The organism is Luteolibacter rhizosphaerae, assembly GCF_025950095.1.
GTDB classification, from domain to species: domain Bacteria; phylum Verrucomicrobiota; class Verrucomicrobiia; order Verrucomicrobiales; family Akkermansiaceae; genus Haloferula; species Haloferula rhizosphaerae.
Window position 1 is genome coordinate 714,351 of record NZ_JAPDDR010000001.1, and the last position, 22,154, is coordinate 736,504.

The 22,154-nt window shown below is 63.3% G+C and carries 14 protein-coding genes; 8 read left to right on the plus strand and 6 right to left on the minus strand.

What is annotated here, in order from left to right; all coding sequences use genetic code 11:
• Nucleotides 1-19 precede the first annotated feature (19 nt).
• Both OJ996_RS02840 and OJ996_RS02845 read right to left on the minus strand, forming a co-directional pair.
• Entirely contained in the window at nt 20-1,327 is a 1,308-nt protein-coding gene (locus OJ996_RS02840; RefSeq protein WP_264510929.1) for a DUF1552 domain-containing protein, read from the minus strand.
• Nucleotides 1,328-1,345: 18 nt separating this feature from the next.
• The gene (locus tag OJ996_RS02845; protein WP_264510931.1) at nt 1,346-3,631 is read right to left on the minus strand and encodes a DUF1592 domain-containing protein; all 2,286 of its coding nucleotides are present in this window, start codon (nt 3,629-3,631) and stop codon (nt 1,346-1,348) included.
• Between the two features lie 138 nt (nt 3,632-3,769).
• Between OJ996_RS02845 and OJ996_RS02850 the strand changes: the two genes are divergently transcribed.
• Nucleotides 3,770-4,855, plus strand: a complete 1,086-nt coding sequence (locus tag OJ996_RS02850; RefSeq protein WP_264510933.1) for an alpha-hydroxy acid oxidase — start codon at nt 3,770-3,772, stop codon at nt 4,853-4,855.
• Nucleotides 4,856-4,864: 9 nt separating this feature from the next.
• On the opposite strand, the gene OJ996_RS02855 is transcribed toward OJ996_RS02850, so the two are convergent.
• The gene (locus tag OJ996_RS02855; protein ID WP_264510935.1) at nt 4,865-5,557 is read right to left on the minus strand and encodes a Fe2+-dependent dioxygenase; all 693 of its coding nucleotides are present in this window, start codon (nt 5,555-5,557) and stop codon (nt 4,865-4,867) included.
• A 206-nt stretch (nt 5,558-5,763) separates the two neighbouring features.
• Between OJ996_RS02855 and OJ996_RS02860 the strand changes: the two genes are divergently transcribed.
• The 4 genes from OJ996_RS02860 to OJ996_RS02875 all read left to right on the plus strand — a co-directional run bounded on the left by OJ996_RS02860 (nt 5,764) and on the right by OJ996_RS02875 (nt 10,108).
• Nucleotides 5,764-8,004 carry a TonB-dependent receptor gene (locus OJ996_RS02860; protein WP_264510937.1) on the plus strand — a complete coding sequence of 747 codons (2,241 nt, stop codon included), beginning with the start codon at nt 5,764-5,766 and terminating at the stop codon, nt 8,002-8,004.
• A 79-nt stretch (nt 8,005-8,083) separates the two neighbouring features.
• Complete coding sequence (locus tag OJ996_RS02865; protein ID WP_264510938.1) at nt 8,084-8,749, plus strand: PepSY-associated TM helix domain-containing protein; 666 nt, start codon at nt 8,084-8,086, stop codon at nt 8,747-8,749.
• A gap of 11 nt (nt 8,750-8,760) precedes the next feature.
• Nucleotides 8,761-9,276 (plus strand): DUF2271 domain-containing protein, encoded by a 516-nt coding sequence (locus tag OJ996_RS02870; RefSeq protein WP_264510940.1) that lies wholly within the window; start codon nt 8,761-8,763, stop codon nt 9,274-9,276.
• A 10-nt stretch (nt 9,277-9,286) separates the two neighbouring features.
• Nucleotides 9,287-10,108, plus strand: a complete 822-nt coding sequence (locus OJ996_RS02875) for a DUF4198 domain-containing protein (RefSeq protein WP_264510942.1) — start codon at nt 9,287-9,289, stop codon at nt 10,106-10,108.
• A gap of 75 nt (nt 10,109-10,183) precedes the next feature.
• On the opposite strand, the gene OJ996_RS02880 is transcribed toward OJ996_RS02875, so the two are convergent.
• Nucleotides 10,184-11,521, minus strand: a complete 1,338-nt coding sequence (locus OJ996_RS02880; protein WP_264510944.1) for a tetratricopeptide repeat protein — start codon at nt 11,519-11,521, stop codon at nt 10,184-10,186.
• Nucleotides 11,522-11,633: 112 nt separating this feature from the next.
• Between OJ996_RS02880 and OJ996_RS02885 the strand changes: the two genes are divergently transcribed.
• From OJ996_RS02885 to OJ996_RS02895, 3 genes are all read left to right on the plus strand, one after another.
• Complete coding sequence (locus OJ996_RS02885; RefSeq protein ID WP_264510946.1) at nt 11,634-12,572, plus strand: bifunctional riboflavin kinase/FAD synthetase; 939 nt, start codon at nt 11,634-11,636, stop codon at nt 12,570-12,572.
• Between the two features lie 62 nt (nt 12,573-12,634).
• Nucleotides 12,635-15,115 (plus strand): Amuc_1098 family type IV pilus outer membrane protein, encoded by a 2,481-nt coding sequence (locus OJ996_RS02890; protein ID WP_264510948.1) that lies wholly within the window; start codon nt 12,635-12,637, stop codon nt 15,113-15,115.
• Between the two features lie 54 nt (nt 15,116-15,169).
• Nucleotides 15,170-16,714: a hypothetical protein gene (locus OJ996_RS02895; RefSeq protein ID WP_264510950.1), complete on the plus strand. Its 1,545-nt coding sequence runs from the start codon at nt 15,170-15,172 to the stop codon at nt 16,712-16,714.
• Nucleotides 16,715-16,758: 44 nt separating this feature from the next.
• Here OJ996_RS02895 and OJ996_RS02900 read toward each other — a convergent pair whose 3' ends face one another.
• Together OJ996_RS02900 and OJ996_RS02905 are read right to left on the minus strand one after the other, a co-directional pair.
• Nucleotides 16,759-19,491: a purple acid phosphatase family protein gene (locus OJ996_RS02900; RefSeq protein ID WP_264510952.1), complete on the minus strand. Its 2,733-nt coding sequence runs from the start codon at nt 19,489-19,491 to the stop codon at nt 16,759-16,761.
• 147 nt (nt 19,492-19,638) lie between these two features.
• Nucleotides 19,639-22,140, minus strand: coding sequence for a LamG domain-containing protein (locus OJ996_RS02905; RefSeq protein ID WP_264510954.1), 2,502 nt, complete (start codon nt 22,138-22,140; stop codon nt 19,639-19,641).
• Nucleotides 22,141-22,154: the final 14 nt, after the last annotated feature.

A 22,154-nucleotide genomic window follows, 5' to 3' on the forward strand; every position in this document is an offset into this window, starting at 1 on the left:
GAAGCCGGGCCTTCCCCGGCTAAACGTTGCCGAAGATGCCCGTGGAATCTCCAATTCGGTCCGCCTTCACCCCCATTCGATCGAGGAGCGAGAGGTAGAGATTCGTCATCGGCGTGCCCTTGGGCGCGTCGATCAGGCGGCCCGGCTTCAGCGTGCCGTTGCCCTTGCCCGCCAGGATCACCGGCAGGTCATCATGGTTGTGGCGGTTGCCGTCCGCGATGCCGCCGCCGTAGACGATCATCGAGTGATCGAGCAACGAGCCCTCGCCATCGGGGGTGTCGCGCATCTTCTTCAGGAAGTAGGCGAGTTGCTCCACGTAGAAGCGGTCGATCTTGCCGATGTTCTCCAGCGTCTGCTCGTTGCCGCGGTGGTGGGAAAGCTCGTGGTGGGCGGACAGCACGCCGATCTCCGGGAACACTCGGTTCGAGCCATCGTGCGCCAGCAGGAAGCTCGAAACGCGCGTGGTGTCGGTCTGGAACGCAAGATGCATCAGGTCGAACATCATCCGCATGTGCTCGCCGTAGCCCTCCGGCACGCCGTTCGGGCGCTTGTCTTCCGGCACTTCCTTGCGGAATTTTTCGGCCTTCTCGATCCGCTGCTCCACGTCGCGCACCGCCGTCAGATACTCGTCCATCTTCCCGCGATCGGTTGAGCCGAGGCGGGTCTGGAGCCGCTTTGCATCCGCCATCACGAAGTCGAGGATGCTCTTCCGGTAGGCGCGGCGGCGGGAGTCCTCCGTTTCGTTGCCGGAGCCGAACATCTTCTCGAAGACCAGTCGCGGATCCCGCTCCGCCGGGGCGGGGGTGGTCTCGTTGATCCAGGAGAGATTGAATTGATACGCGCAGGAGTAGCCGGAGTCGCAGTTGCCGGAACTGCGGGCGGGATCGGTGGAAAGCTCCAGCGAGGACAGCCGTGTCTGCTGGCCTACATGGCGGGCGGCGATCTGGTCCACGGACTCGCCCAGCTCCACATCCGCTCCCGCCGTCTTGCGAGCCTGCACGCCGGTCAGGAAGGTCGCATTTGCCCGCGCGTGGTCGCCTGCACCGTCCCCGTTGGCGAAGGCCTTGTCGTGATCCAGCCCGCGCAGCACCGAGAAGTGTTCCCGGAGTTCCGCCAGCGGCTCCAAGGTCTTGGAGATCGTGTAGTCCTTGCCCGAACCTTGCGGCCGCCACAGGTCCAGATTCACCCCGTTCGGGATATAGATGAAGGCCATGCGTGTCGGCGCTCCAGCCGCCCGTGCCGCGCGGGTGGCGGCTTGCAGGGAAGGGAATGCCGGCACCGCCAGCGTGGCGGCGATGCTCTTCAGGAAGGTGCGGCGTGGGGTCATGGCGATGGTGTCAGGCTTTCAGGAATCTCCGCGGCGGTATTGGAAAGGAACGGAATCGATCACCGCGCGCAGCATCGCGCGGGAGTTGCCTCCGGCCTTCTCCGTATCGGATACGATCCGGTCGAGGGCCGGCCTATCATACCATTCCAAGCCGCGCCCGAGGGCATAGGTGAGCATCTTGGTGGCCACGGAGCGGTAGAATTCCGGCCGGTGATCTTCCACCAGCGCTTTCCGCAGGTCATCCACGCCCAGAATCTTACGCCCGCTCATCAGCTCCCCCGCGGTGTCGATCTGCTTGCCGTTCTCCTGATCGCGCCAAGCACCGGCGGCGTCGAAATTCTCCAGTCCGAAGCCGATCGGGTCCATCAGCGCGTGGCAGGAGGCGCAGGAAGGATCCTCGCGATGCTTCTCCAATTGCTCGCGCAGGCTCTGCTGGTTCCCCTTGTGACCCGGCGGTTCAAGCTGCGGCACGTTCGGCGGCGGCGGGGGAGGGGCGGTATCGAGCAGGTTTTCCAGCACATACTTCCCGCGTAGCACCGGGGAAGTCCGTAGCGGATAGGAAGTCAGCAGGTGGAAGGAACCTTGGCCCAGAATCCCGCGCCGGTGGCTGTCCTTCAGCGTGACCTTCTGGAATTTGTCTCCCTTCACATCCGGGATGCCGTAGTAGTTCGCCAGCGTCTCGTTCAGGAAGGTGAAGTCCGCATCCAGCAGTGACTCCATCGGCAGCCCTTCCCGGATGATGTGGCCGAAGAACATCTCGGTCTCGCGCCGCATCGAGTCGCGCACCTTGCCGGTGAACTTCGGGAAGAACTTCTCCGCCGGGCGCGTGGAAGGCATGTCGCGCAGGCGCAGCCATTGTCCGGTGAAGTTTGAAATGAACTGCCGCGAACGATCATCCCCGATCATCCGGTCGATCTCGCTATCCAGGTTCTTCCGCAGTTCCCCGCGGCTCGCCAGCTCCATCAGCTTCTGGTCCGGCATCGTGCTCCAGAAAAAATAGGAGAGCCGTGTCGCCAGGGAATGCTCGTCGATCAGGTGAATCTTCTTCGAGTTGTCCGGCTCCGGTTGAGGCTCCTCGCGGAAGAGGAAGGCAGGGGAGACCAGCATCGCTTCCAGCGCCAGCCGGATGCCTTCTTCCACGCCCTCGCCCTGTTTCTTGGCTAGTGCCACCAGTTGCAGGTAACGCTTTGTTTCGCCCTCCTGCGAGGGTCGGCGGAAGGCCTTGCGGGCGAAGCCGTTCAGCACGCGCAGCGCATAGGCCTCGTCGTTCTCCCCGGCCTCGCGCTTGCCGTAGATTCGTTTGTGGCTCTGCGGCTTCTCAGGCGGAGGGCCATCGAGCGGGCCGGTGATCTTCAGCGCGTTCACCATCAGGTTGCGGTCGCGCTTTTTCGGATCGGGGTGGTCTTCCTGGTAGAAGTCGTTGGTGAAGACCACGCCCATTTCCACCGGCTTCTCGTCGTTGATCTTGAATTCGTGGGTGAACTCCTTCGGCTGCTCCAAGCGGGCATCCACATCCCACTCGCAGATCGTCTCGCCGTTCTCGTGGAATTCCATCTTCGGCGGGCCATCCCCACCCAGCGTGCCGCCGGCTGTCACCGTCACGCGGTAGGTTCCCGCCCGCTGAGGCTTGAAGCTGACCTTCGCCTCGCCCGCCATGAAGAGATAGTGACCTTCCTCGGAGCGGTGTCCGTTGCCTTTCATTTCGCGACCGGCAAAGGCGGCTTCCGGTGGCGGCATTTGGCCGGGATACACCGCCTTGTCCAAGGCCACCCGCGCAGCCTCCAGATAGCGCTCGAGATGGGCAGGGGAGAGGGTCAGCACGTCACCGATATTGTCGAAGCCGTAGCCCGAGTCATCCGGCGGGATCAGGTCCATCACGTTCACGCTGACCCCCAGCAGGTCCCGCAGGGTGTTCTGGTATTCCACCCGGTTGAGCCGCCGCAGCGTGACACGGCCGGGATCGGGGTTCTTCGGGTCGACCGGGAACACCGCGGCATCGATCCAATCGAGAATCTTCTTCCGCTCCTCTGCGCTCGGCTGGTCCTCGTCCAGCGGCGGCATCAGTTGGTGCTTCAGGTGATCCTGGATGCGCTTCCACACATCCCGGTTCGCTTGCATCTCGGCGATGTTGTCGAACTTGTCGATCGCCAGCTCGCCCTTCTTGATACCGTCGCCGTGGCAGTCGTAGCAGTACGTTTCCACCAGCGGCAGCACCTCCTTGTCCCAGCGCACGGAGAGATCCCCTTGGCCCCAAGCGGGGGAAAAGGCGGCGGTCAGGAGCAGAGAGTTGGCGGTTTTCCCCATGGACAGCCCGTTTTACGGCGGTTTTCGCGCCAAACTCACAGGAAAGTAGCGCAACTTTACAAGTTGTATGCAGCTCGCGGCAGGCCCTGCCTGGTGCTCGCCCCTGCCCGCTTGCGCCGCCTGCTAGCCTCCCTCCACATGCCGCTCCCGCCGCTTGAAAGCATCCCTGCCTCCATCGTCTCCCTCGACGACTACGAAGTCTTGGCGCGTGACCGCGTGGAGGATTCGATCTGGGCCTACCTCTCCGGTGCCGCGGCGGATGAAGTCACTCTCCGCGAGAACCGCGCCGGCTTCGAGCGGATCCAACTGCTCCCGCGCATCTTCAGGGTCCTTTCCCAAGCCAGCACCGGGCTCACGCTCTTCGGTCGCCATTACGCCCACCCTGTCTTCATCGCGCCTACCGCCTTTCACGGCATGTTCTATCCCGGCGGGGAAGTGGTTACCATGTTGGGCGCCTCCGCAATGGATGCTTGCATGACGGTCAGCACCCAGGCGGGCATGGCCATCGAGGATATCGCGCGCGGTGCTGCGGTGCCGCCTTGGTTCCAGCTCTACATCCAGCCGGACCGTGCCTTCACTGCCGAACTCGTGAAACGCGTCGAAGCTGCCGGTTGCGCTGCCTTGGTCATTACTGCAGATGCGCCGCTTCACGGCCTCCGCAACCGCGAGCAGCGCGCCGCCTTCCGCGTGCCGCCCGGCCTGGAGCCCGTGAATCTCCGCGGCATGGAACCGGTGCCTCCTGCCGACAGGATCTTTGGCAGCCACCTGCTGGCGAAGGCTCCGACTTGGGAAGATTTGGCTTGGCTGCGCTCTCTAACAAAGCTGCCGCTCGTCCTGAAAGGCGTGCTCGATCCGGCGGATGCCTTGCAAGCGGAAGCCCGAGGCGTGGATGGAATCATCGTCTCCAATCATGGCGGGCGCACGCTGGACACCGTGCCCGCCGCGATTGAAGTGTTGCCCTCGGTCGCGGCTGCCATCGGAGACCGTCTTCCCATTCTCCTCGATGGCGGCATCCGCCGGGGCACCGATGTGCTCAAGGCCTTGGCCTTGGGGGCCAGCGCGGTGATGGTCGGGCGGCCGATCCTCCACGGTCTTGCGGCAGCCGGTGCCACCGGTGTCGCGCATGTCCTCAAGATCCTGCGCACCGAACTCGAGATCGCGATGGCTCTAACGGGTCGTGCCACGCTCGACGAACTCGATCCTTCGGTGATCTTCGCAAAGTAGGCCGGGCCCTCACATCTCCGCCCACTGGCGCAGGAGATTGTGATACACGCCGGTGAGTTGGATCGCCGATTGGTTTGCTGCCGGATGCTCCGGCAGGGCTCCGGAGATCCGCTGGATCGCCAGGTCCAGGTCGTAGAGGATCGAGCGCTGCTCGTCCGAGCGGATCATGCTCTGCACCCAGAAGAAGGAGGACAGTCGGCTGCCGCGTGTCACCGGGGTCACCCGGTGCAGGCTGGTTGCCGGGTAGAGCACCATGTGGCCCGCCGGGAGCTTCACGGACTTGCTGCCGTAGGTGTCCTCGATGATCAGCTCGCCGCCGTCGTAGTCTTCCGGCGGGGTGAAGAAAAGAGTGCAGGAGAGATCGGTGCGGAGGCGGTGACCGGTGCCGGGGATCTGGCGGATGGCCGCATCGATGTGCTGCCCGTAGGTCTGGCCGCCCGAGTAGCGGTTGAACATCGGCGGCAGGAAGTGCAACGGCACCGCCGCCGACATGAAGGTGGGATTCACCGTCAGAGCCCGCATGATCCCTTCGCCGACCTGCCGGGCCACCGGATGCGTCGCGGGGATCTGCATGTTGTCCTTGGCTTTGGAGGCCAGATGCCCCGCCGTCGCCTTGCCGTCCTCCCAGTCCGCATCTTCCAGCATGTTGCGGAACTGGCGCGTTTGTTCCGGAGTCAGGACGTCGGGGATGCACACGATCATGGCGCGCTTCTCTGCCCACTTCAGGCCCCACGGGGTCAAGCGATTTCGCCCGCTCCGGCGCTTTCCCGGGCCTTGGCTAGCGCTCGCTTGCATTTTCTGTTGGAGGGCAAAATTTTCTCTTTGACTTCACGGGGCTAATGAGACGCAGTCGCAACAACTCCTCGCTGCGTGAGTCCATTCGCAGCATTTGCAGCCACTCCAGCCTCATGAAATCCGCCCACGAATCGCTCCGGCTCCGCGCTGAAGGTCTTGCCGTCACTGGCACTCTTCTTGCCGTCGGCCAGCTCGCCGCCCAGACCACCGCCCCTGCCGAGAAAAAGAAGGAAGAGGCCCAGAACAACGAGGAGCTCGCCGAGATCGTCGTGAAGGCGAATGCCGACCGCACCCTCTACAAGCCGGAGAATCTGCAGTCCCCTAAGGTGACCCAGCCGCTGCGCGACGTGGCGAAGACCGTGACGGTCATCCCCGCGGAGGTGATGAAATCGCAGAACGCCAGTAACCTGCGCGACGTGCTGCGCAACGTGCCGGGCATCTCGATGCAGGCCGGAGAAGGTGGCGGCGGCCCCGCCGGTGACAACCTTTCCATCCGCGGCTTCTCGGCCCGCTCGGATATCTTTGTCGATGGCATGCGCGACACCGCCGGCGGCGGTTACAGCCGTGACCCCTTCAACTTCGAGCAAGTCGAAGTGACCAAGGGCCCAAGCTCGACGACCACTGGTCGCGGGTCCACCGGTGGCTCGATCAACATCGTCACCAAGACCCCGCGCCTTGAGGATGCTTACAACTTCAATCTTGGCGGCGGCACCGACGAGTATCTTCGCGGCACCTTCGATCTGAATCAGGGGATCCCGAATCTCAACGGCGTGGCCGTGCGTCTCAATGGCGTCTACCACACCCAGCAGCTCCCCGGCCGCGATTACGTCGAAAACGAACGCTGGGGCATTGCTCCTTCGATCGCCTTCGGCTTGGGCACGGACACGCGCTTCACGCTGAACTACATGCACCTCGATCAGGACAACGTGCCTGATTACGGCATCCCATGGGTTGCGCGCACCAGCACGAATCCGATGCTGCCCCCGGGCATCCCTTACGGGGTCGGCTTCGACAGCTACTACGGCAACCTGAACCGCGACTACGAGAAGACCATCACAGACATCATCACCGGGACCTTCGAGCACGACTTCAGCGAGGATCTCCGTCTCCGCAGCACGCTGCGCTACGGCCACAACGTCCGTGACTCCGTGACCACGGCGCCGCGTTTCGTGAACGTCAATGCCGGCACGACTCTCAACCAGCAGTTCCAGTCCCGCGACCAGACCGATGAGTCCTTCTATAGCCAGACGGACCTGCGCTATGACTTCAACACCGGCTCCGCGGAGCACCAGGTTGTCGCCGGTCTTGAGCTCGGTCGCGAAGACTCGATCAACCACGGCCGTACGGCCTACAATCTCGATGGCACGCCGGCCACCGCCCCGCAGACCGACCTGTGGTTTCCGAATCCCTTCGGCAATCCGAGCCTGGCGATCCGGAATGGCTCCTTCACCGAGACGACTTCGGACATCGTGGGCCTGTATCTCTTCGATACCGTCACCCTCACCAAGCAGTGGGAGATCAACGGCGGTCTCCGTTGGGATTACTACGATACCGATTACACCTCCCGCACGGTCGCTGGCGTCGTCGATCAACTGCAGCGCGATGACTCGATGCTGAGCTATCAGGCGGCGATCACCTACAAGCCGGTGGAAGAGGGCAGCATCTACCTGTCCTACGGCACCTCCTTCAACCCTTCGACGGAGAACCTCACCTACATCGCCGCTCCGACGGGTGGCAACACCACGCGAAGCCTCTTCAACACGGATCCGGAAGAGAACGAAACGATCGAGCTCGGCGCGAAGTGGGAATTCTTCGACGACAAGCTTCTCGTTTCGAGTGCCATCTTCCGCACCGAGAAGACCAACGCCCGCACCACCGATCCGGCTGACCCCAGCGTTGTGACCCTCACCGGCGAGCAGGTGGTGGAAGGCTTCGAACTCGGTGCTACCGGCCAGATCACGGAGAACTGGAGCATCACGGGGGGCTACACCTACCTCTCCAGCGAGGTGAAGGCTTCCGCGGTGACCGCTGAAGTCGGCAGCGAGGTGAGCAACACCCCGGAGCACTCCTTCAGCCTCTGGACCGACTACAAGCTGCCGAAGGGCTTCAATATCGGTGGTGGCGCCCAGTTCGTGGACAGCCGCTTCAACAACAACAACAAGGGAACCCGCCAGACGGCTCCGAGCTTCACCATCTTCAATGCGGTGGCGGGCTATCAGGCGACTGAGAACCTTTCCTTCCAGCTTAACCTCAACAACCTCACCGACGAGGACTACATCGACCGTGTCGGAGGTGGCCACTTCGTCCCGGGTTGGGGACGCTCCGCCGTGTTGAGCGCCTCGATGACATTCTAACTAGCCCGCATATCGGTTGTAGCAATGGAACGGGAAGCGCTGCGCAGCGCTTCCCGTTCCGACTTTCCAAGGATCACGCATGCAAGTCGCCGAGAAGCCGGAACCGACGCTTTCGCCAAGTGCCGCCGCCAAGAAGCGGAAGGCATTTTGGACCAAGCAATTCTATCTCTGGCACTGGGTCAGCAGCGCGATCTGTCTGGCGGCGATGCTGCTCTTCGCGGTCACCGGCATCACCCTGAATCACGCGGGGCAGATCCCGGCGAAGCCGGAGGTGACGGAGAAGAAGCTCATCTTACCAGACAATCTCCGCGGCCTGATCGCGGCGCAGGAAGGCGAAGAAGAAAGGAAAGAAGAGCTTCCCGCCGAGTTGGCGAAGTGGCTGCGCTCCGAGCTCCGCACGCCCATCGCCGGCAAACTTGCCGAATGGTCGGAGTTCGAGATCTATGTGAGCCTCCCGCGCCCCGGTGGCGATGCGTGGATGAGCATCGATCGCGAGAGCGGCGAGGTCGTTCATGAAGTGACCAAGCGCGGTGCGATCTCTTACCTCAATGACCTCCACAAGGGCCGCAACACGGGCCCCGCTTGGTCCTGGTTCATCGATATTTTTTCAGTCGCGAGCGTCATTTTCTGCATCACGGGGTTGATGCTCCTGTGGGTTCACGCGAAGCGCCGCCCGAGCACTTGGCCGATTGTTGCCGCCGGCGTGCTCCTGCCCGTGGTGCTCATCGTGTTCTTCGTTCACTAGCCATTTTTATCATGAGGAAATTCCTGATCGCTCCTTTGTTCGCCGCCACCGCTTTGGCGGGCGATATCTCGCTCACCATCGAGATCCCGCGCCTTGAAGTGGCAGAGTATCATCGCCCCTATGTCGCCGCTTGGGTGGAGAAACCCGATGGCTCAGTCGCCGCCAATCTCGCCGTCTGGTACGATGTCGAGATGAAGGACAAGGAGGGCGAGACTTGGCTCAAGGATATCCGCCAGTGGTGGCGCAAGACCGGTCGCGAACTCAAGCTGCCCGTCGATGGCGTCAGCGGCCCGACTCGCCCCGTCGGAACGCATACGATCACCATTCCCTCGAAGACGACCAATCTCCCGGCGCTGGCCGAGGGCGAATACCGCCTCGTCGTGGAAGCCTCCCGTGAAGTGGGCGGCCGCGAGATGCTGAAGCTGCCCTTCAAATGGGATGGCAAGGCAGCAGCCGAAGCCTCCACCCAGGGCAAGACCGAGCTGGGCAAGATCCAATTCTCCATCAAAGCCGAAACTTCGAACTGAGATCATCATCATGAAGAACATCGCCAAGAATGCCCTCGGGCTCGCCACGCTGCTCGTCCTCGCCGCGCAACCCGCCGCCGCACACCGCTTCTGGATCATCCCTTCCGCTTCCGTCCTCTCCGGGGAGAACCAGTGGGTGACCATCGATGCCGCCATCTCTAACAATCTCTTCTTCGCCAACCACGTCGCCGCCCCGCTGCAGGCGATGACCGTGACCGGACCCGATGGCGAGGCAGTGGAGATTCAGAACGGTAAGGAAGGCAAGGTCCGCACCACCTTCGACATCGAGCTCACCAAGCCCGGCAGCTACCGCATCGCCACCGTGCGCGACATGCTCGCGGCACAGTGGAAGGAAGGCGAGGAAACCAAACGCTGGCGCGGCCCGGCCAAGGACTTCGCCGCCGCCGGCCTCAAGGGCAAGCCGGAGCTGAAGGTCTTCGAGAACAACTCGCGCACCGAAACCGTCGTGACCTCCGGCGCCCCCAGCACCGGCGCGCTCAAGCCGACGGGCAAGGGCCTGGAGCTCGTTATCGGTGAGAATCACCCCACCGATCTCTTCGCTGGCGAGAAGTCCAAGTTTACCCTGCACCTCAATGGCAAGCCTGCCGCCAATGTCGAAGTGACGGTGGTGAAGGGCGACGACCGCTACCGCAACGAAGCGGGCGAAACCAAGATCACCACCAGCGCCGACGGCAGCTTCGAAGTGAGCTGGCCGGAAGCCGGCCGCTACTGGCTGAATGCCACCGTGGAAGGGGAAGGCGGCGAGATCGAAGGCGTGCCCTTCTCGCGCCGTGCTTCCTACACCGCCACCTTCGAGGTGCTGCCGGAGTAAGTTTCCCGGGAGCCAATCATGACCGAAGGCGCGGAGGCTGGAAACGGCCTCCGCGCTTTTTTTGCCTGCAGCAGATCAAGCCATCTGCATCGCCTTCTGCAGCTCCGCCAGACGATGGTCGGCGATCTTCAGCGTCTTGAGGATCTTCTGCTGCTTCTCGGTATACTCCGGATCCAAGGTCGAAGAAGCGGCTCGTTGCGCCACTTCATTCACCGCTTGCTGCAGCGCTCGCGCCGCGGCTGCTTGGAATCGGGAGTCCTCGAAGGGCGCTCCGGGAGACATCTCCGGGTCCATCGACTCGATCAGGAAGTCGGCGAAGAAATGTGGCTGGCACACACGGTAAACGTGCAGGCCCAGCTGGAAGAGATCGCTGGCCAGAGGGCGCAGCGCGGTCACGCCTTGTTGCTCCCAGAAGCGCTCGACGGCCAAGGCTTCTTCGACCGTGTCGGTCGCATCGCCGATCCAGTCCTCCGCGATACCCGGGCCCTTGCGGTTGCTATCGAGCCACGCCACCAGGGCATGGGCGAGAAGGTGGCGTGCCTGCAGCGCCATCTCCGCCGGGGCGGGGTGGCTGCGCTCGTGCTGGGCGATCAGTTCCAGCACCTGGCGCGCGTCGGCAGCAGTGGCCTCGGTGTCATCCGCGGTCTGCAGCGAGTGACGGCCGCGGTTCAGCATCGCATTGCAAAGCGTGAGAAGCTGCTGCGGATTCTGCGGGTTCGAGAGCAGCTTGATGCACTCGTCGAAGCAGCGGCGTGCCTCGGCGGGGTCTTCCACCACCAAGCCGCGGTTGGCCCACGCCAGCGCATAGCGCTGCAGCATGCCGGGGTTCTCCGCATAGGGAAGCTGCTTGAGATGCTCGATCGCCTCGTCGTAGGCGGCCACGGCTTCGGCATCACGCTCGCCCAAGCGATGAAGCACGTCGCCGCGATTCATCAGCCCGGCGGAGAGACCCCAGCGGTAACCCGGATCTTCTTCCAGCGGCAGTTCCTTGCGCAGGGCGATCGCCGCATCGAAGTCTTCCAGTGCGGCCGGGAAGTGCTCAGGGTCACCGGCCGTCAGGCGGCAGATCCCGCGGTTGGTGTGAAGGTTCGCCAACTCGTTTTTGCCGCGCGAAGTCCCGTCATTGATGTCCGCCGGATTGGCCAGCGCGGCATCGTAGAAGGGGATCGCATGGTCCAGCAGGCCATGGTCGCGGTGAATGTTGCCCAGCACCATGCGCGCCAGCACCCGGATCGAGCGGCCGGATGCATCGTCGTGGCTATCGAGAACTTCGATGACATTGTTCAACTCCTCGGTCGCCGTCGCGAAATCCTCCTCGCTGAAAGGCACGGAGGCATCCCGCCATTTGAGGACGGTGGCGAGGGTTTCGGGCAAACCGGCGGTTTGTGCGGTGGAGCGGAAGACTTCGGCCATGTGGTGCGAGGCGGAAGCTTCGCGGGAGAAGGTCGCAGGTCCAGCGGGAATTGGGGCAATCCTCCACGGATTGGAGATTGGAAGATCGCGGATTAGCGATTTTCCTCCCCGCGTGCTCCGTTTCACCGCCATCGAAGACCTCGCGCTCGTCCGCGGACCGCATCATCTGGCGCTCGGGGTGTTCGACGGCGTTCATCTGGGCCATCAGGAAGTCATCGCCAAGGCCCTCGCCGCCCGCGAGCGGGAGGGCGGCACCTGTGGCGTCCTGACCTTCGATCCCTATCCGATCCGCGTGCTCGCCCCGGAAAAGGCCCCGCGCCGCCTGCTCGCCTCTCTCGACCACAAGGCGGAGATCCTCGACCGCATGGGCGTGGATTTCCTCCTCGCGTTGCATTTCGATCTCGATCGCGCCTCTCAGGACGCAGGGGAGTTCGTCCGGGAAATCGCCGCCGCTGGCGTCAAGACGATTGCGGTGGGGGAGGACTGGCGTTTCGGCAAGGGCCGCCAAGGCGACGTGGCCATGCTGAAGGCCATGACAACGGAGTTGGGCTTCGATCTCCAGGCGCTCCCTCCTGTCATGATGGAAGGGGAGCGCATTAGCAGCACCCGCATCCGGCAAGCCGTCCGGGATGGCAGCATGGCGGCGGCCGCCCGCATGCTCGGGCGCCCCTACACCGTGGAGGGGAAAGTCGTGGAGGGCCGGAAGCTCGGCCGCCAGCTTGGCTTCCCCACCGCCAATGTGGAGCGGGGCGAGGAACAGTTTCCCCCGGACGGCGTCTGGGTGGTCCGGGCCAGCACCGGCCCCAAGGTTCTGCAGGGGGTGGCAAACCTCGGGGTGAGGCCCACGGTCGATGGCGAGCAGCGCCTGCTGGAGGTGCACCTCTTCGATTTCGCCGGGGATCTCTATGGCGCTACCCTGGAGGTCGAATTCGTGAGCTTTCTGCGCCCCGAGCAAAAGTTCGCATCCCTTGATGAGTTGAAGGCCCAGATCCGCTCCGACGCCGAGCAGGCAATGTATATACTCCGTGGCGCGGAGCCGGGCATGGCATGAATTTTCCCGGATTTTCCGCTTACCCTGCGGAAAACTGCCCTCTATAGATCGCGGAAACCCCGATGCCGATCTCCGATCGTTACCACGCCATCACATCTCGCGCCCGCCTTTTGGCCATCGCGCCGCTGACCTGTCTCCTGCTCGCGCAACCGCTTGCAGCCCAGACCCGCTCGGCACTTGCGGAAGCCGAATTGCAGCGCCGCGCGAACAACGCGCAGGAAGCTCAGGAACTACTCAAGAAAGGCGACGAGTCTTACGAGGCGGGTCGCTGGAAAGATGCGGTCGCCGCCTACACCGGTGCCCGCGAGTTGCTCCCGGATGCCCCGGCCACGGCCACCCTGCGGGACGCCGCCACCGAGCGCCTCGTCCAAGCCTCCGTGGAGCTTGCCCGCCAGGAGCGCCGCTTCGGCGATGTCGAGGGGGCGAAGGAAACCGTCGCCAAGGTGCTCGATTCCTCGGTCGCTCCCGGGGACACCTCCGCCGCGCAGGTGGAGGACGAGCTCAATGACCCGATCCGCACCAATCCGGCCGCCACGCTCGAGCATGGCAAGGATGTGGAGCAGGTCCGCATGCTTCTCTACAAGGCCGAGGGCTACAAGAATCTCGGCGAATTCCGCAAGGCCGGCCTCACCTTCGAGGATGTCCTCCGCATCGACCCGACCAACAAGGCCGCTCGCCGCGGCATGGAGCAGGTCACCAATATCCGCACCGACTACTACCGGGCCGCGCACGATCACTTCCGCTCGGAGATGTTGGCTGATGTGGACAAGGCTTGGGAGCTTCAGGTCCGTCCCACCATTTCCATTCCGGATGCCATCGGTCCCGCCGACAACGGCGTGGCGGACGAGCGCATGCTGATCTCGAACAAGCTCGACCGTTTGATCCTGCCCTCGGTGGATTTCGAGGGCACCAATATCCAGGAGGCGCTGGACTACCTCCGTGCGCAATCGATCAAGCTGGACACCTTTGAAACCGATCCGGCGCGGAAGGGCGTCAACTTCGTGCTCGATCTGGGTGCCGCGGATTCCGAGGCGGCCAAGGGCGTGATGGCCACACCCATCAACATCTCCCTGCGGAACGTGCCGATGTCGCAGGTTCTCTCTTACATCGGCGAGATCACCCGCACCACTTATGCGCCGCAGCAGTTCGCCGTGGTGGTTCACGCCTTGGGTGCCAAGTCGGCCGAAATGGTCACCCGCACCTACCGCGTGCCGCCGGATTTCCTCAGCAGCGGTGGAGCCGCTGCCGGGGGGGAGGGCGAGCTCGATCCCTTCGCGGAAGACAAGCCCGGCGAGGGCCTGCTCACCAGGAAGATGGATGCGATCACCGTGCTGAAGGGCCTCGGCGTGACCTTTCCTGAAGGTTCGACCGCCGTCTTCAACCCGGGTAACAGCACCCTGCGCGTGATCAACACGATCGATAACCATAGCCTTGTGGAACAGGCGGTGGATCAGGCGCAGAACACCCAGCCGACCATGGTGACGGTTCAGGTGCGGATGATCAAAACCCAGGAGCGCACGCTCAAGGAGCTGGGCTTCGACTGGCTGCTGTCCGACTTCCGCCTCGGTGGTGACGGGTTGACTCCCGGGATCCCCGTCGGCCACTTGAGCGGTGGTACCCAGAACCCGGCGAATCTGGCGGATGTCGCCCTGCCGCCCGGCGAGTATTTCCGCAATGCTCTCACCGCGGGTAACCGCAGTGGCACCGAGGCCATCACCGGCGACGCGATCGACGCGCGCATCCTTCAGCAGCAGCTCGGCTTCGCGCCGGGAGCTGCGCGCGCTCCGGGTGTTCTCTGGGCGAATGGTATTCTCAACAACACGAACCTGACCATGCTCATGCGCGGTCTGGATCAGAAGAAGGGCGTGGATTTCGTGGTCAGCCCTTCCACGGTGACGCGCAGTGGTCAGCAGTCGACCATCGAGATCATCCGCGAGTTCATCTACCCCGAGGAATACGAGCCCCCGGAATTGCCGAATACCGTCGGCGGTGGGGATGATATCATCGATCTGGATACCGGCGATATCTTCACCGAACCTGCTCCCTTGGTGCCGATCACTCCGGCGACTCCGACCTCCTTCACCAAGAGGGACGTGGGCGTGGTGCTGGACGTGCTTCCCACTGTTAGCGGCGATCGCCACTATGTGGATATTGCCCTGAAGCCGAGCCTCACCGACTTTGACGGCTTCATCAACTACGGCACGCCGATCACGAGCGCTGCTCCCGGCGGTATTGCAGGGAACCTCGGCATTACGCCGGCTTCCACGGTCGTGCTGACCAGCAATGAGATCCTGATGCCGGTCTTCTCGGTGATGAAAACCGAGACGAACCTCACCATCCAGGATGGTCATACCCTCGTTATCGGCGGCATGATGGAGTCCCGCGTCCAGGCCTTCGAAGATAAGACCAAGTTCTTCGGGGACATCCCGGTCATCGGTCGCATGTTCCAGAATGAAGGTTACGCGCCGGTCCGCACGGCGATCGTGTTCCTCGTCACCGTGAAGGTGCTGGATCCCTCGGGGGAAACTCCACGCGGTAATTGACCTCCGCTTGATTGGGGTGGAGCTTCGCGCTCCACCTTTTTTTGCCACCCGCCAATGCCATCACCCGACTCGGAACCGGAGAACTATTCCATCGACGACATGATGGACCGCTTGCGGTCGCGAGGCGAGGGAAGTTCTGACGGAGAAGCGCAGCTGGTCACCCGGGAAGACGGGACCCAGGTTTACAAGATGCGGAAGCGCAAGCGCCGCAGCCATCAGCCCAAGAAGGACAAGGAGCGCCGCAAGAAGCAGTTCCGGGTCGTTCAGGTCGTGGCCGCGGTGGGCTTGGTCGCAGTTACCGGTGCCGCCTTCCTGGCATCTTTCCTCTATCTCAACAGCGGCTCTTACAAGGACTCGGTCGTCGAGCGCATCGGTATCTGGACTGGGGCGGAGCCGAAGGTGACGGAACTCCGCTTGACCCCGGTGACCGCCGCGGCTTCCACACTCGAGTTGACGTGGCCGGAGGGTTCCATGCTCGGAAACCTGAAGTTTGGGCCCATCACCGGCGATCTGCAGACAGGCCCGCTCTTCGCGGGCAAGTGGAAAGGTAACGAGCTGCATGCGGCCCACGGCACACTCGTGCTGAAGAAGCCCGTGAAGGGTGGTGCGGCGGTGGCGTCCCGCCCCGCGGGAGCTGAATCGCCCTTCCAGTTCCGCTACCGTAGCAGCAAGTTCTCGGTGCTGGCGGGTGATCCTTCGAAGCCGGCCCTGTTCACGCGCGATGGAGAGGCATCCTTGCTCATGCTGCCGAATGCCGAATCGGCGAATTTCCAAATCGAGGGCGGCTCTCTCCAGATCGCTGGCTGGGGTGAGTTCGGCCTGAACTTCGCCTCGCTCCAGTTCGAGAAGGATACGATGCGGGTCGGCGGCCTGCGCCTTGCTCCTGTGATTGGAGACAAGGGCGAGCTCCGGATCGACAATCCGGGTGCCAAACCTTTCGATCTCGATGGCGGTGCCAATGAACTTGGCGTGAGATTGTTCCAAATGCCCGTGAGTGCTTTGCTCGGGCCATCGTTCGGCTCCTGGCTCACGATGACGGTGGAGACCCCGGAGAATGCGGAGGGCGGCAAGCTTTCACTCCGGCTCGGGGATGATCCGGAGTTATTTCTGCGCGTTCCCTTCCAAGCCCTTTCCACCACCGATACTTCGGCCTCCGCTCTGCCCATGTTCGAGGTGCTCGCTACCCACCTTCAGGAGCCGTGGTATCAGAGCCCGCGCTTTGAAGTGGAGGCGAAGGGCACCGTGGTGAAGACCGGCCAAGGGTCCGGCCTTGAAGATCTCAAGCTGGAGGCCCGCGGTCGTCTGGCACTCACGGGCAAGGTTTTCGCGAAGCCCGATGGAAGCTTGGATGGCACCTTGGAGGTAGGCCTTCCTGCCTCGGGCATGGGGAATGCAAGTTCTGAGCTCCGCTCCGTGTTCTCCCGGAAGGCGGGTGGCTGGCTCTGGGCCAGTGTCAAGATCAGCGGGAACTCCCGTAATCCCCAGGACAATCTGGAAACCCTGCTCGGCTCCTCCGCCGCGGCGGTTTCCCCTGCGAAGGGCGGCAACGACGCCTTGGAAGACGCCTTCAAGGAGCTCACCACTCCCGTCGCGAAGTAAGGAGGGAGGGGATACCGCTTGGCATCCCCCCGCTCGAGTTCTTGTCAGTCGTCCGTCACGCGGAAGTAGCAGCGCGTATCGGTGAAGCGGTCGATCGATACCAACTCCTCATGGCTGCTTCCGCTGGCGACCACCGTGCGGATGTCGGTCCATGAGCTCAGGCCCGTGCTGCGCTGGATCTTGTAGGCGCGCCCGGGCACGGACTTCCAACGGAAGCGCATCTGGTCGCTCTCCATCTCGCAGCTTTCGAGCTCGATCTTCTCGGCCGGGAGCACGCTGAAGAGGAAGCGGTTCGAGACCTCGGTGTAGGAGTCGTTCGTGAACATCGCCACGAAGTAATCGCCGGGCGGAAGATCCGGGAGTTGGAAAGTCACGCTGCCGGAACTCGCCCCGGCGAAGTAGAGGTAGGCTGTTAGAATATCCACCCCGGGCACATCGCCTTGCTTGAAGAGGCCGATCCAATCTTTCGGAATACCCGGACCGTTGCTGAAGTTCACGCTGAAGTCCTCGCCCGCCGGCACCGTGGCGGATGCCATGCTCACCGTGGTGATCTGCGTACCTACGGAGAATCGCACCCGGTCGGCGATTTCCTGGTAGCCGTCGTTCAAGCAGAAGGTGGCATAGTAATAACCCTTCGGCAGGTTGGCGAAGGTCCTTGTCCCCGCGGCCGTGGTGGCATAGCCCCACTGCACGGAAGGAGTGGCCGCCCCGGGATTCTGGTCGACCCGGTAAACGCCAATCCAATCCTTCGCCCCGGCAGGAGCATTCGCGAAGTCGACGGAGACTGTCTCCCCTTCGTCGTAGGCTTGCTCGGATGGTGTGAGCGTCACCTTGTTCCCGACATAGAAAGACACGCGGGGAGCAACCTCGGTGTAGCCGTCGTTGGTGAAGAAGGCGGCGAACCATTCGCCCACCGGCAGGTTGTAGTTCAGGTTCCGCGTCCCGTTCACCGGATTCGCGGCATCCACATAGCTCCACGTGGTGGAGGTGCTCGTGCCCGTGCCGCTGCCCGGGGTCTGGCCTTTCCGATAGATGCCGATCCAGTCCTTCGGCAGGCCGGGTCCGTTCTCGTAGGTGACTAGGATGTCCTCGTTCACGGGATAGACCGTCTTGGCCAGCTTGATTGCCGTAGGCCCGCCGGTGCTGCCTTCCACGGTGAAGCTCACCGCATCCGACCATGGCGACCACATCGCATTGGCGTCACGATGGCGCACGCGTGCGTGATAGCTGCCGTTGAAAAGGCCCGCCGCGGCGTTGTATCGCAGAATGTCGATCCCGGCGTGGATGTTCACAGGCTCATAGAGCGGTGCCCCGGTATCGCCGTAGAGATTCTCCACATCGCGGATGCGGTCGATCTTCAGGTTGGTGAAGCCGTTGTCCGCGGCGACCTGGAACCAGGTGCTGTTGATCGCCTCGCCGCTGGCCGTCTGATAGGGCGAACTGACAAGCTCGAGCGGCAGCGTTACGGGACCCGTGAACGTGTTCGTGAGCGAGGGCTTCTGGGGTGCGGGCAGGCCGAGCTTGCGGTGAAAGCTGTCGATGACCCGGCTGTTGTAGTTCCAGCGCGTGGCGGCGGGGAGCTTCACGTTCGCTTCCGCATAGCAGGTGGCCTGCATGGTCTGCGCCGCGAGGTCGAAGTCGAGCAGCTGCCAGGCCCAGTGGGCGATGGTCTTCTGCACGTCGTCGAAGTCGATCTCGGAAGACTGCCCCCAGTACTGATCCCAGGCCGTGCCGCCGGAGATGATGTGATAGATCGGCCACTCGCGGGTCTGGCCGCGGGCGTAAAGGTGGTGATGCGCGCCGATGTTCAGCACATGCTTCGGCGTTTCCGCCAGCATCGGCATGATCTCGCTGCGGAACCATCCCGAGATGTCTCCCACGTACTGCTCGGCCTGATAGGGGCGGTGCACCACGCTTACACACAGGTCCGTGCTCGCATCGGTCTTCAGCGCATCCACCAACGAGCGCAGCCATTGCTTCTGGGTATTGCCGGTATGCTCGCTGCTGGAATGAATGAACGCGACGTTCGCGAGCTGGTAGGCATAGTACTTCTCGCCCTCCGGTCCCGGCAGGTTCGCGTAGCTGATGTCGTCGTAGCGGAAGATCCGGCTGTAGAGCGAGAGACTGCTGTCGTAGTAGGTCTCGTGGTTCCCGACCGTGGTCATGATCGGGATGTTCGGCGAGATCAGCCCGCACTGCTTGAAGTGAAGGTTGCGGTAGTGGTCCAGCGTGCCGACGTCCACTTGGTCGCCCGGCATCAGGATGAAGTCGATGACCTCCTCGATCGGCAGGCCATAGTCGGCTTCGATCTTCGCCTTCGCGCAGGCGATGAGCTTTTCATAGCGATTCTCGGCAATGATCTGGTTGTCGCCCATCACCAGCACCCGCAGTTTGCCCGTCTTCGTTCCCGCGGGCGGAGGCGTACGGAAGCGGAAGGTGGCCGAAACCGTGCTGCCGTTGCGGACACGATAGTAGTAGTAGCTCGAAGGGCTGAGTCCGGTGATCCGCCCGGCGTGGTAGTGGTAGCCGCTGCCCAGCACGTCGAGCTGGGCGGTGATCGTATTGCTCAGGTTGCCTGCGGATGTGCCCCATTCGATCTGGCCTTCCGGCGCATTGTCGGAGAACCACGACACCCACATGGAGTCCGGGCGTGGGGTCTGGAGATAGGGGCGGATCCCGGCGGGAATGCCGGTGTAGCCTTCGGGCAGGGCGATGCCGCGCGCGGCCAGGCCGATGCCACCGAAGGCCGAGAGTCGTAGGAAGTCGGAACGCTTCATGGAGGCTCTCATGCTGGGGAGTGGACCCTCTCCCGCGTAACGGGCATTTTCGACAGGAAGGGCAGGAATATCGCCGCCCTTTTAAACGAAAAAGAGCCCGCCGGAGTGGCGGGCTCTTGGAGTTCGGGATTCTCGCTGCGAAGCGCTTTAGAAGCGCAGGCGGTAGAAGTGTCGTGGGCCGTCTGCCGGCAGGTAAGGGGATACCGCCGCCGGGACATCCTGCCAGCCGCCGAGGTTATCGGACTGCTGCAGAACCCCGTTCGACCACTCCAGGGTGATCACCCCGCCGGGCTTGGTGATCGTCAGGGGCACGGGACCGATGCTGGCGAGGAAGTGATTCCGCACCTGCGCTTCGCTCAGCGCCTTGTTGTAGATCGCGGCGTCGGTGATGCCGCCGGTGAAGTTCCGTTGGGCAATGGCGTCCGAGTTGGGGAAGCCAGGGCCGTTCTTCCAGCGCCCACGTGCACCGATCGCCCAGTTGGCATTTGCCACCGTCGTCGGGCCCGTCGCATCGGCTCCGGTCGCTAGGACGCTACCATTGCGATACAGTGTCCAGGTCCCCGCATTCCATGTGCCCGCGAGATGGACCCAGGCACCCGTGCCGAGGTCCTCTGCCGGCACGGTCGCAGTCGCCTTCCCGCCGGTGCCACCCACCTCGTAGTTGCCGCTCTCGATTCGTAGGAATATCTCGCCGGAGAAGGTGTCATTGCCTCCGTGACCGATGATCACGTTAGACGGGTTAATCTGAAATCCCGGCTGCACCCACGCTTCCAAGGTGATCGGACCCGCGAAGTTCAGTCCGCTCGGGTTGCCCAGTTCCACGTAGGTATTGGCGCCGCGGAACGCGCTCGCACTGTTGTTCGCCTCGAAGCCCTTGTAAGCCGGTGCACTCGGGCCCGGGGTCTGCGCGGGGGAGTTTACCAACGTGCCCGCTGCCGCAGAGCCCAGTGTGCCGAGGTTGGCGGAGGGTGCCTTGGCCGCCTCGTTCATCCGGAAGTAGCCTACCGGCGCATCCGAGGCGATCAACGTGGCATAGGGAGTCGCCGGGGACGCGTTGATCCCGTTGGCATGGTGGGCGCTGATCAGGGAAGCGGACAGCACCTTGTCGTAGAAAGCCACCTCGTCGATATCACCGTCGAAGGGGTTCTCGGTGCCGTTCGAGAATCCGCCGATGGACGGCACGATGTCGGTCTCGGGTGGATTGGGGGCGTAAGCGCCCAAGCTGGTCACTTGGCTGCCGGCGAGGACGCCGTTGATGTAGAAGGACGCCGTCTGGGTGGCCGAGTTGAAGGTCACCGCGAGGTGCTGCCATTGGCCGATGGTATAAGATCCCGGTACTGCGCCGGAACCGGCTGCGGTGGTGAGGTTGATCGTCGCATTGTTGCCGACTCCCGTGTAGAGACGCAGGTTCCAGCCGTAGCCACCGGGATGACCGGCGGGCGCCGTGGATGAGCCGCGCTGCCAGAGCACCCAGCCGGTCCGGGTTCCTCCCGGGTTGTGGTTCTTCAACAAGCATTGCGCGTTGGCGCGTCCCTCCGCGCTCGGCTTGACCCAACCTTCCCAGGTGAAGTTCGCGGTGTTGTATTCCGCCTTGGCAGGCAGCACGGTCGGATAACCGCCGTCGTTCGAGGTCTTATCGATGCTGTCGTAGCGCATCGCGGTATCGCCGCCCGCTGCCAGCGCGCCCGGCACCGAATGGGTCACCCCCGGGAAGTGAATGCCATGACCGCGCGGCGCGATCGTCCCTTGGTTCAGAGCTACCGCCCGGCCCGCATCGTATTCGTCCATCCGGTGCTGCATAATCGCACCGTCACCCCGTACCAGGGAGTCATACGACTCCGCCGGGATCGCATCCAAGCCAGCTTGATAGTGTTCCTGTACCTGCGTTGCGGTGAGCGCGGACGGATAGTAGGCGACTTCGTCGATATCGCCGGTGAAGGGGTTTCCGCCGACCGGGTCGGAGTAGGCTCCGAATCCCATCGGGGTGGAGTTGTTCGGCATGTAGGTCCCCGCGGAGGAGGTGGTCCCGTTGCCATCGACATACAGCGTGGCCGTGCTGCCGTTCCACACCAGCACCACGTGCGACCAATCGCCCGTGGTATAGGTGCCTCCCGTCACATCGATGGAAACACCGCTTCCCGATCCGCTATACATCCGGAAGTTCCAGCCTTGCTGGCGGCTCGTGTCGTTGGTCGAAGCGCGCTGGAAGAAGACCCAGCCTTGGCGGTTGCCGTCGGTCTTGCGGTTGGAGAGCGGTGCTTGGCCCACCGCAATGTTCTCTTCCACCGTCGGGCGCAGCCATGCTTCGATCGTGAAGGGTTGGTTCGCCGCCGGGTTCAGCGCCGCGTTGTTCGGGACCGTGGTGATCGAGGACAGCGTGTTGCTCACCGTGCTGCCTTGGAAGAAGGAGGCCGGGTTGCCGCCCGCACTGATGGCTCCTGTCACATGGTGCTGCACGAAGCGGTGCACGCCGTTCAGTGCGGCACCCGCAGTGCCTTGGTTGATCGCCACATCGGTGGGCACGGCTTCACCGAGACCATGAAAAGCGAGCGGACCGTCCGCGAGAACGGCGGAGGAGTAGCTCTGCGCGTAGACGCAGAGGGGGGCGCAGCCGAGGAGGCCGGCCAGGAGGGCAGGGCTTGGATTCATAGGGCTTGAGTTGA

What these genes read in the sequence shown, in the direction of transcription:
- OJ996_RS02845 (WP_264510931.1), bottom strand. Translation starts at nt 3,631, where the DNA reads ATGGGGAAAACCGCCAACTCTCTGCTCCTGACCGCCGCCTTTTCCCCC.
- OJ996_RS02875 (WP_264510942.1), top strand. Translation starts at nt 9,287, where the DNA reads ATGAAGAACATCGCCAAGAATGCCCTCGGGCTCGCCACGCTGCTCGTC.
- OJ996_RS02855 (WP_264510935.1), bottom strand. Translation starts at nt 5,557, where the DNA reads ATGATCGTGTGCATCCCCGACGTCCTGACTCCGGAACAAACGCGCCAG.
- OJ996_RS02865 (WP_264510938.1), top strand. Translation starts at nt 8,084, where the DNA reads ATGCAAGTCGCCGAGAAGCCGGAACCGACGCTTTCGCCAAGTGCCGCC.
- OJ996_RS02850 (WP_264510933.1), top strand. Translation starts at nt 3,770, where the DNA reads ATGCCGCTCCCGCCGCTTGAAAGCATCCCTGCCTCCATCGTCTCCCTC.
- OJ996_RS02880 (WP_264510944.1), bottom strand. Translation starts at nt 11,521, where the DNA reads ATGGCCGAAGTCTTCCGCTCCACCGCACAAACCGCCGGTTTGCCCGAA.
- OJ996_RS02895 (WP_264510950.1), top strand. Translation starts at nt 15,170, where the DNA reads ATGCCATCACCCGACTCGGAACCGGAGAACTATTCCATCGACGACATG.
- OJ996_RS02860 (WP_264510937.1), top strand. Translation starts at nt 5,764, where the DNA reads ATGAAATCCGCCCACGAATCGCTCCGGCTCCGCGCTGAAGGTCTTGCC.
- OJ996_RS02870 (WP_264510940.1), top strand. Translation starts at nt 8,761, where the DNA reads ATGAGGAAATTCCTGATCGCTCCTTTGTTCGCCGCCACCGCTTTGGCG.
- OJ996_RS02905 (WP_264510954.1), bottom strand. Translation starts at nt 22,140, where the DNA reads ATGAATCCAAGCCCTGCCCTCCTGGCCGGCCTCCTCGGCTGCGCCCCC.
- OJ996_RS02840 (WP_264510929.1), bottom strand. Translation starts at nt 1,327, where the DNA reads ATGACCCCACGCCGCACCTTCCTGAAGAGCATCGCCGCCACGCTGGCG.
- OJ996_RS02900 (WP_264510952.1), bottom strand. Translation starts at nt 19,491, where the DNA reads ATGAAGCGTTCCGACTTCCTACGACTCTCGGCCTTCGGTGGCATCGGC.
- OJ996_RS02890 (WP_264510948.1), top strand. Translation starts at nt 12,635, where the DNA reads ATGCCGATCTCCGATCGTTACCACGCCATCACATCTCGCGCCCGCCTT.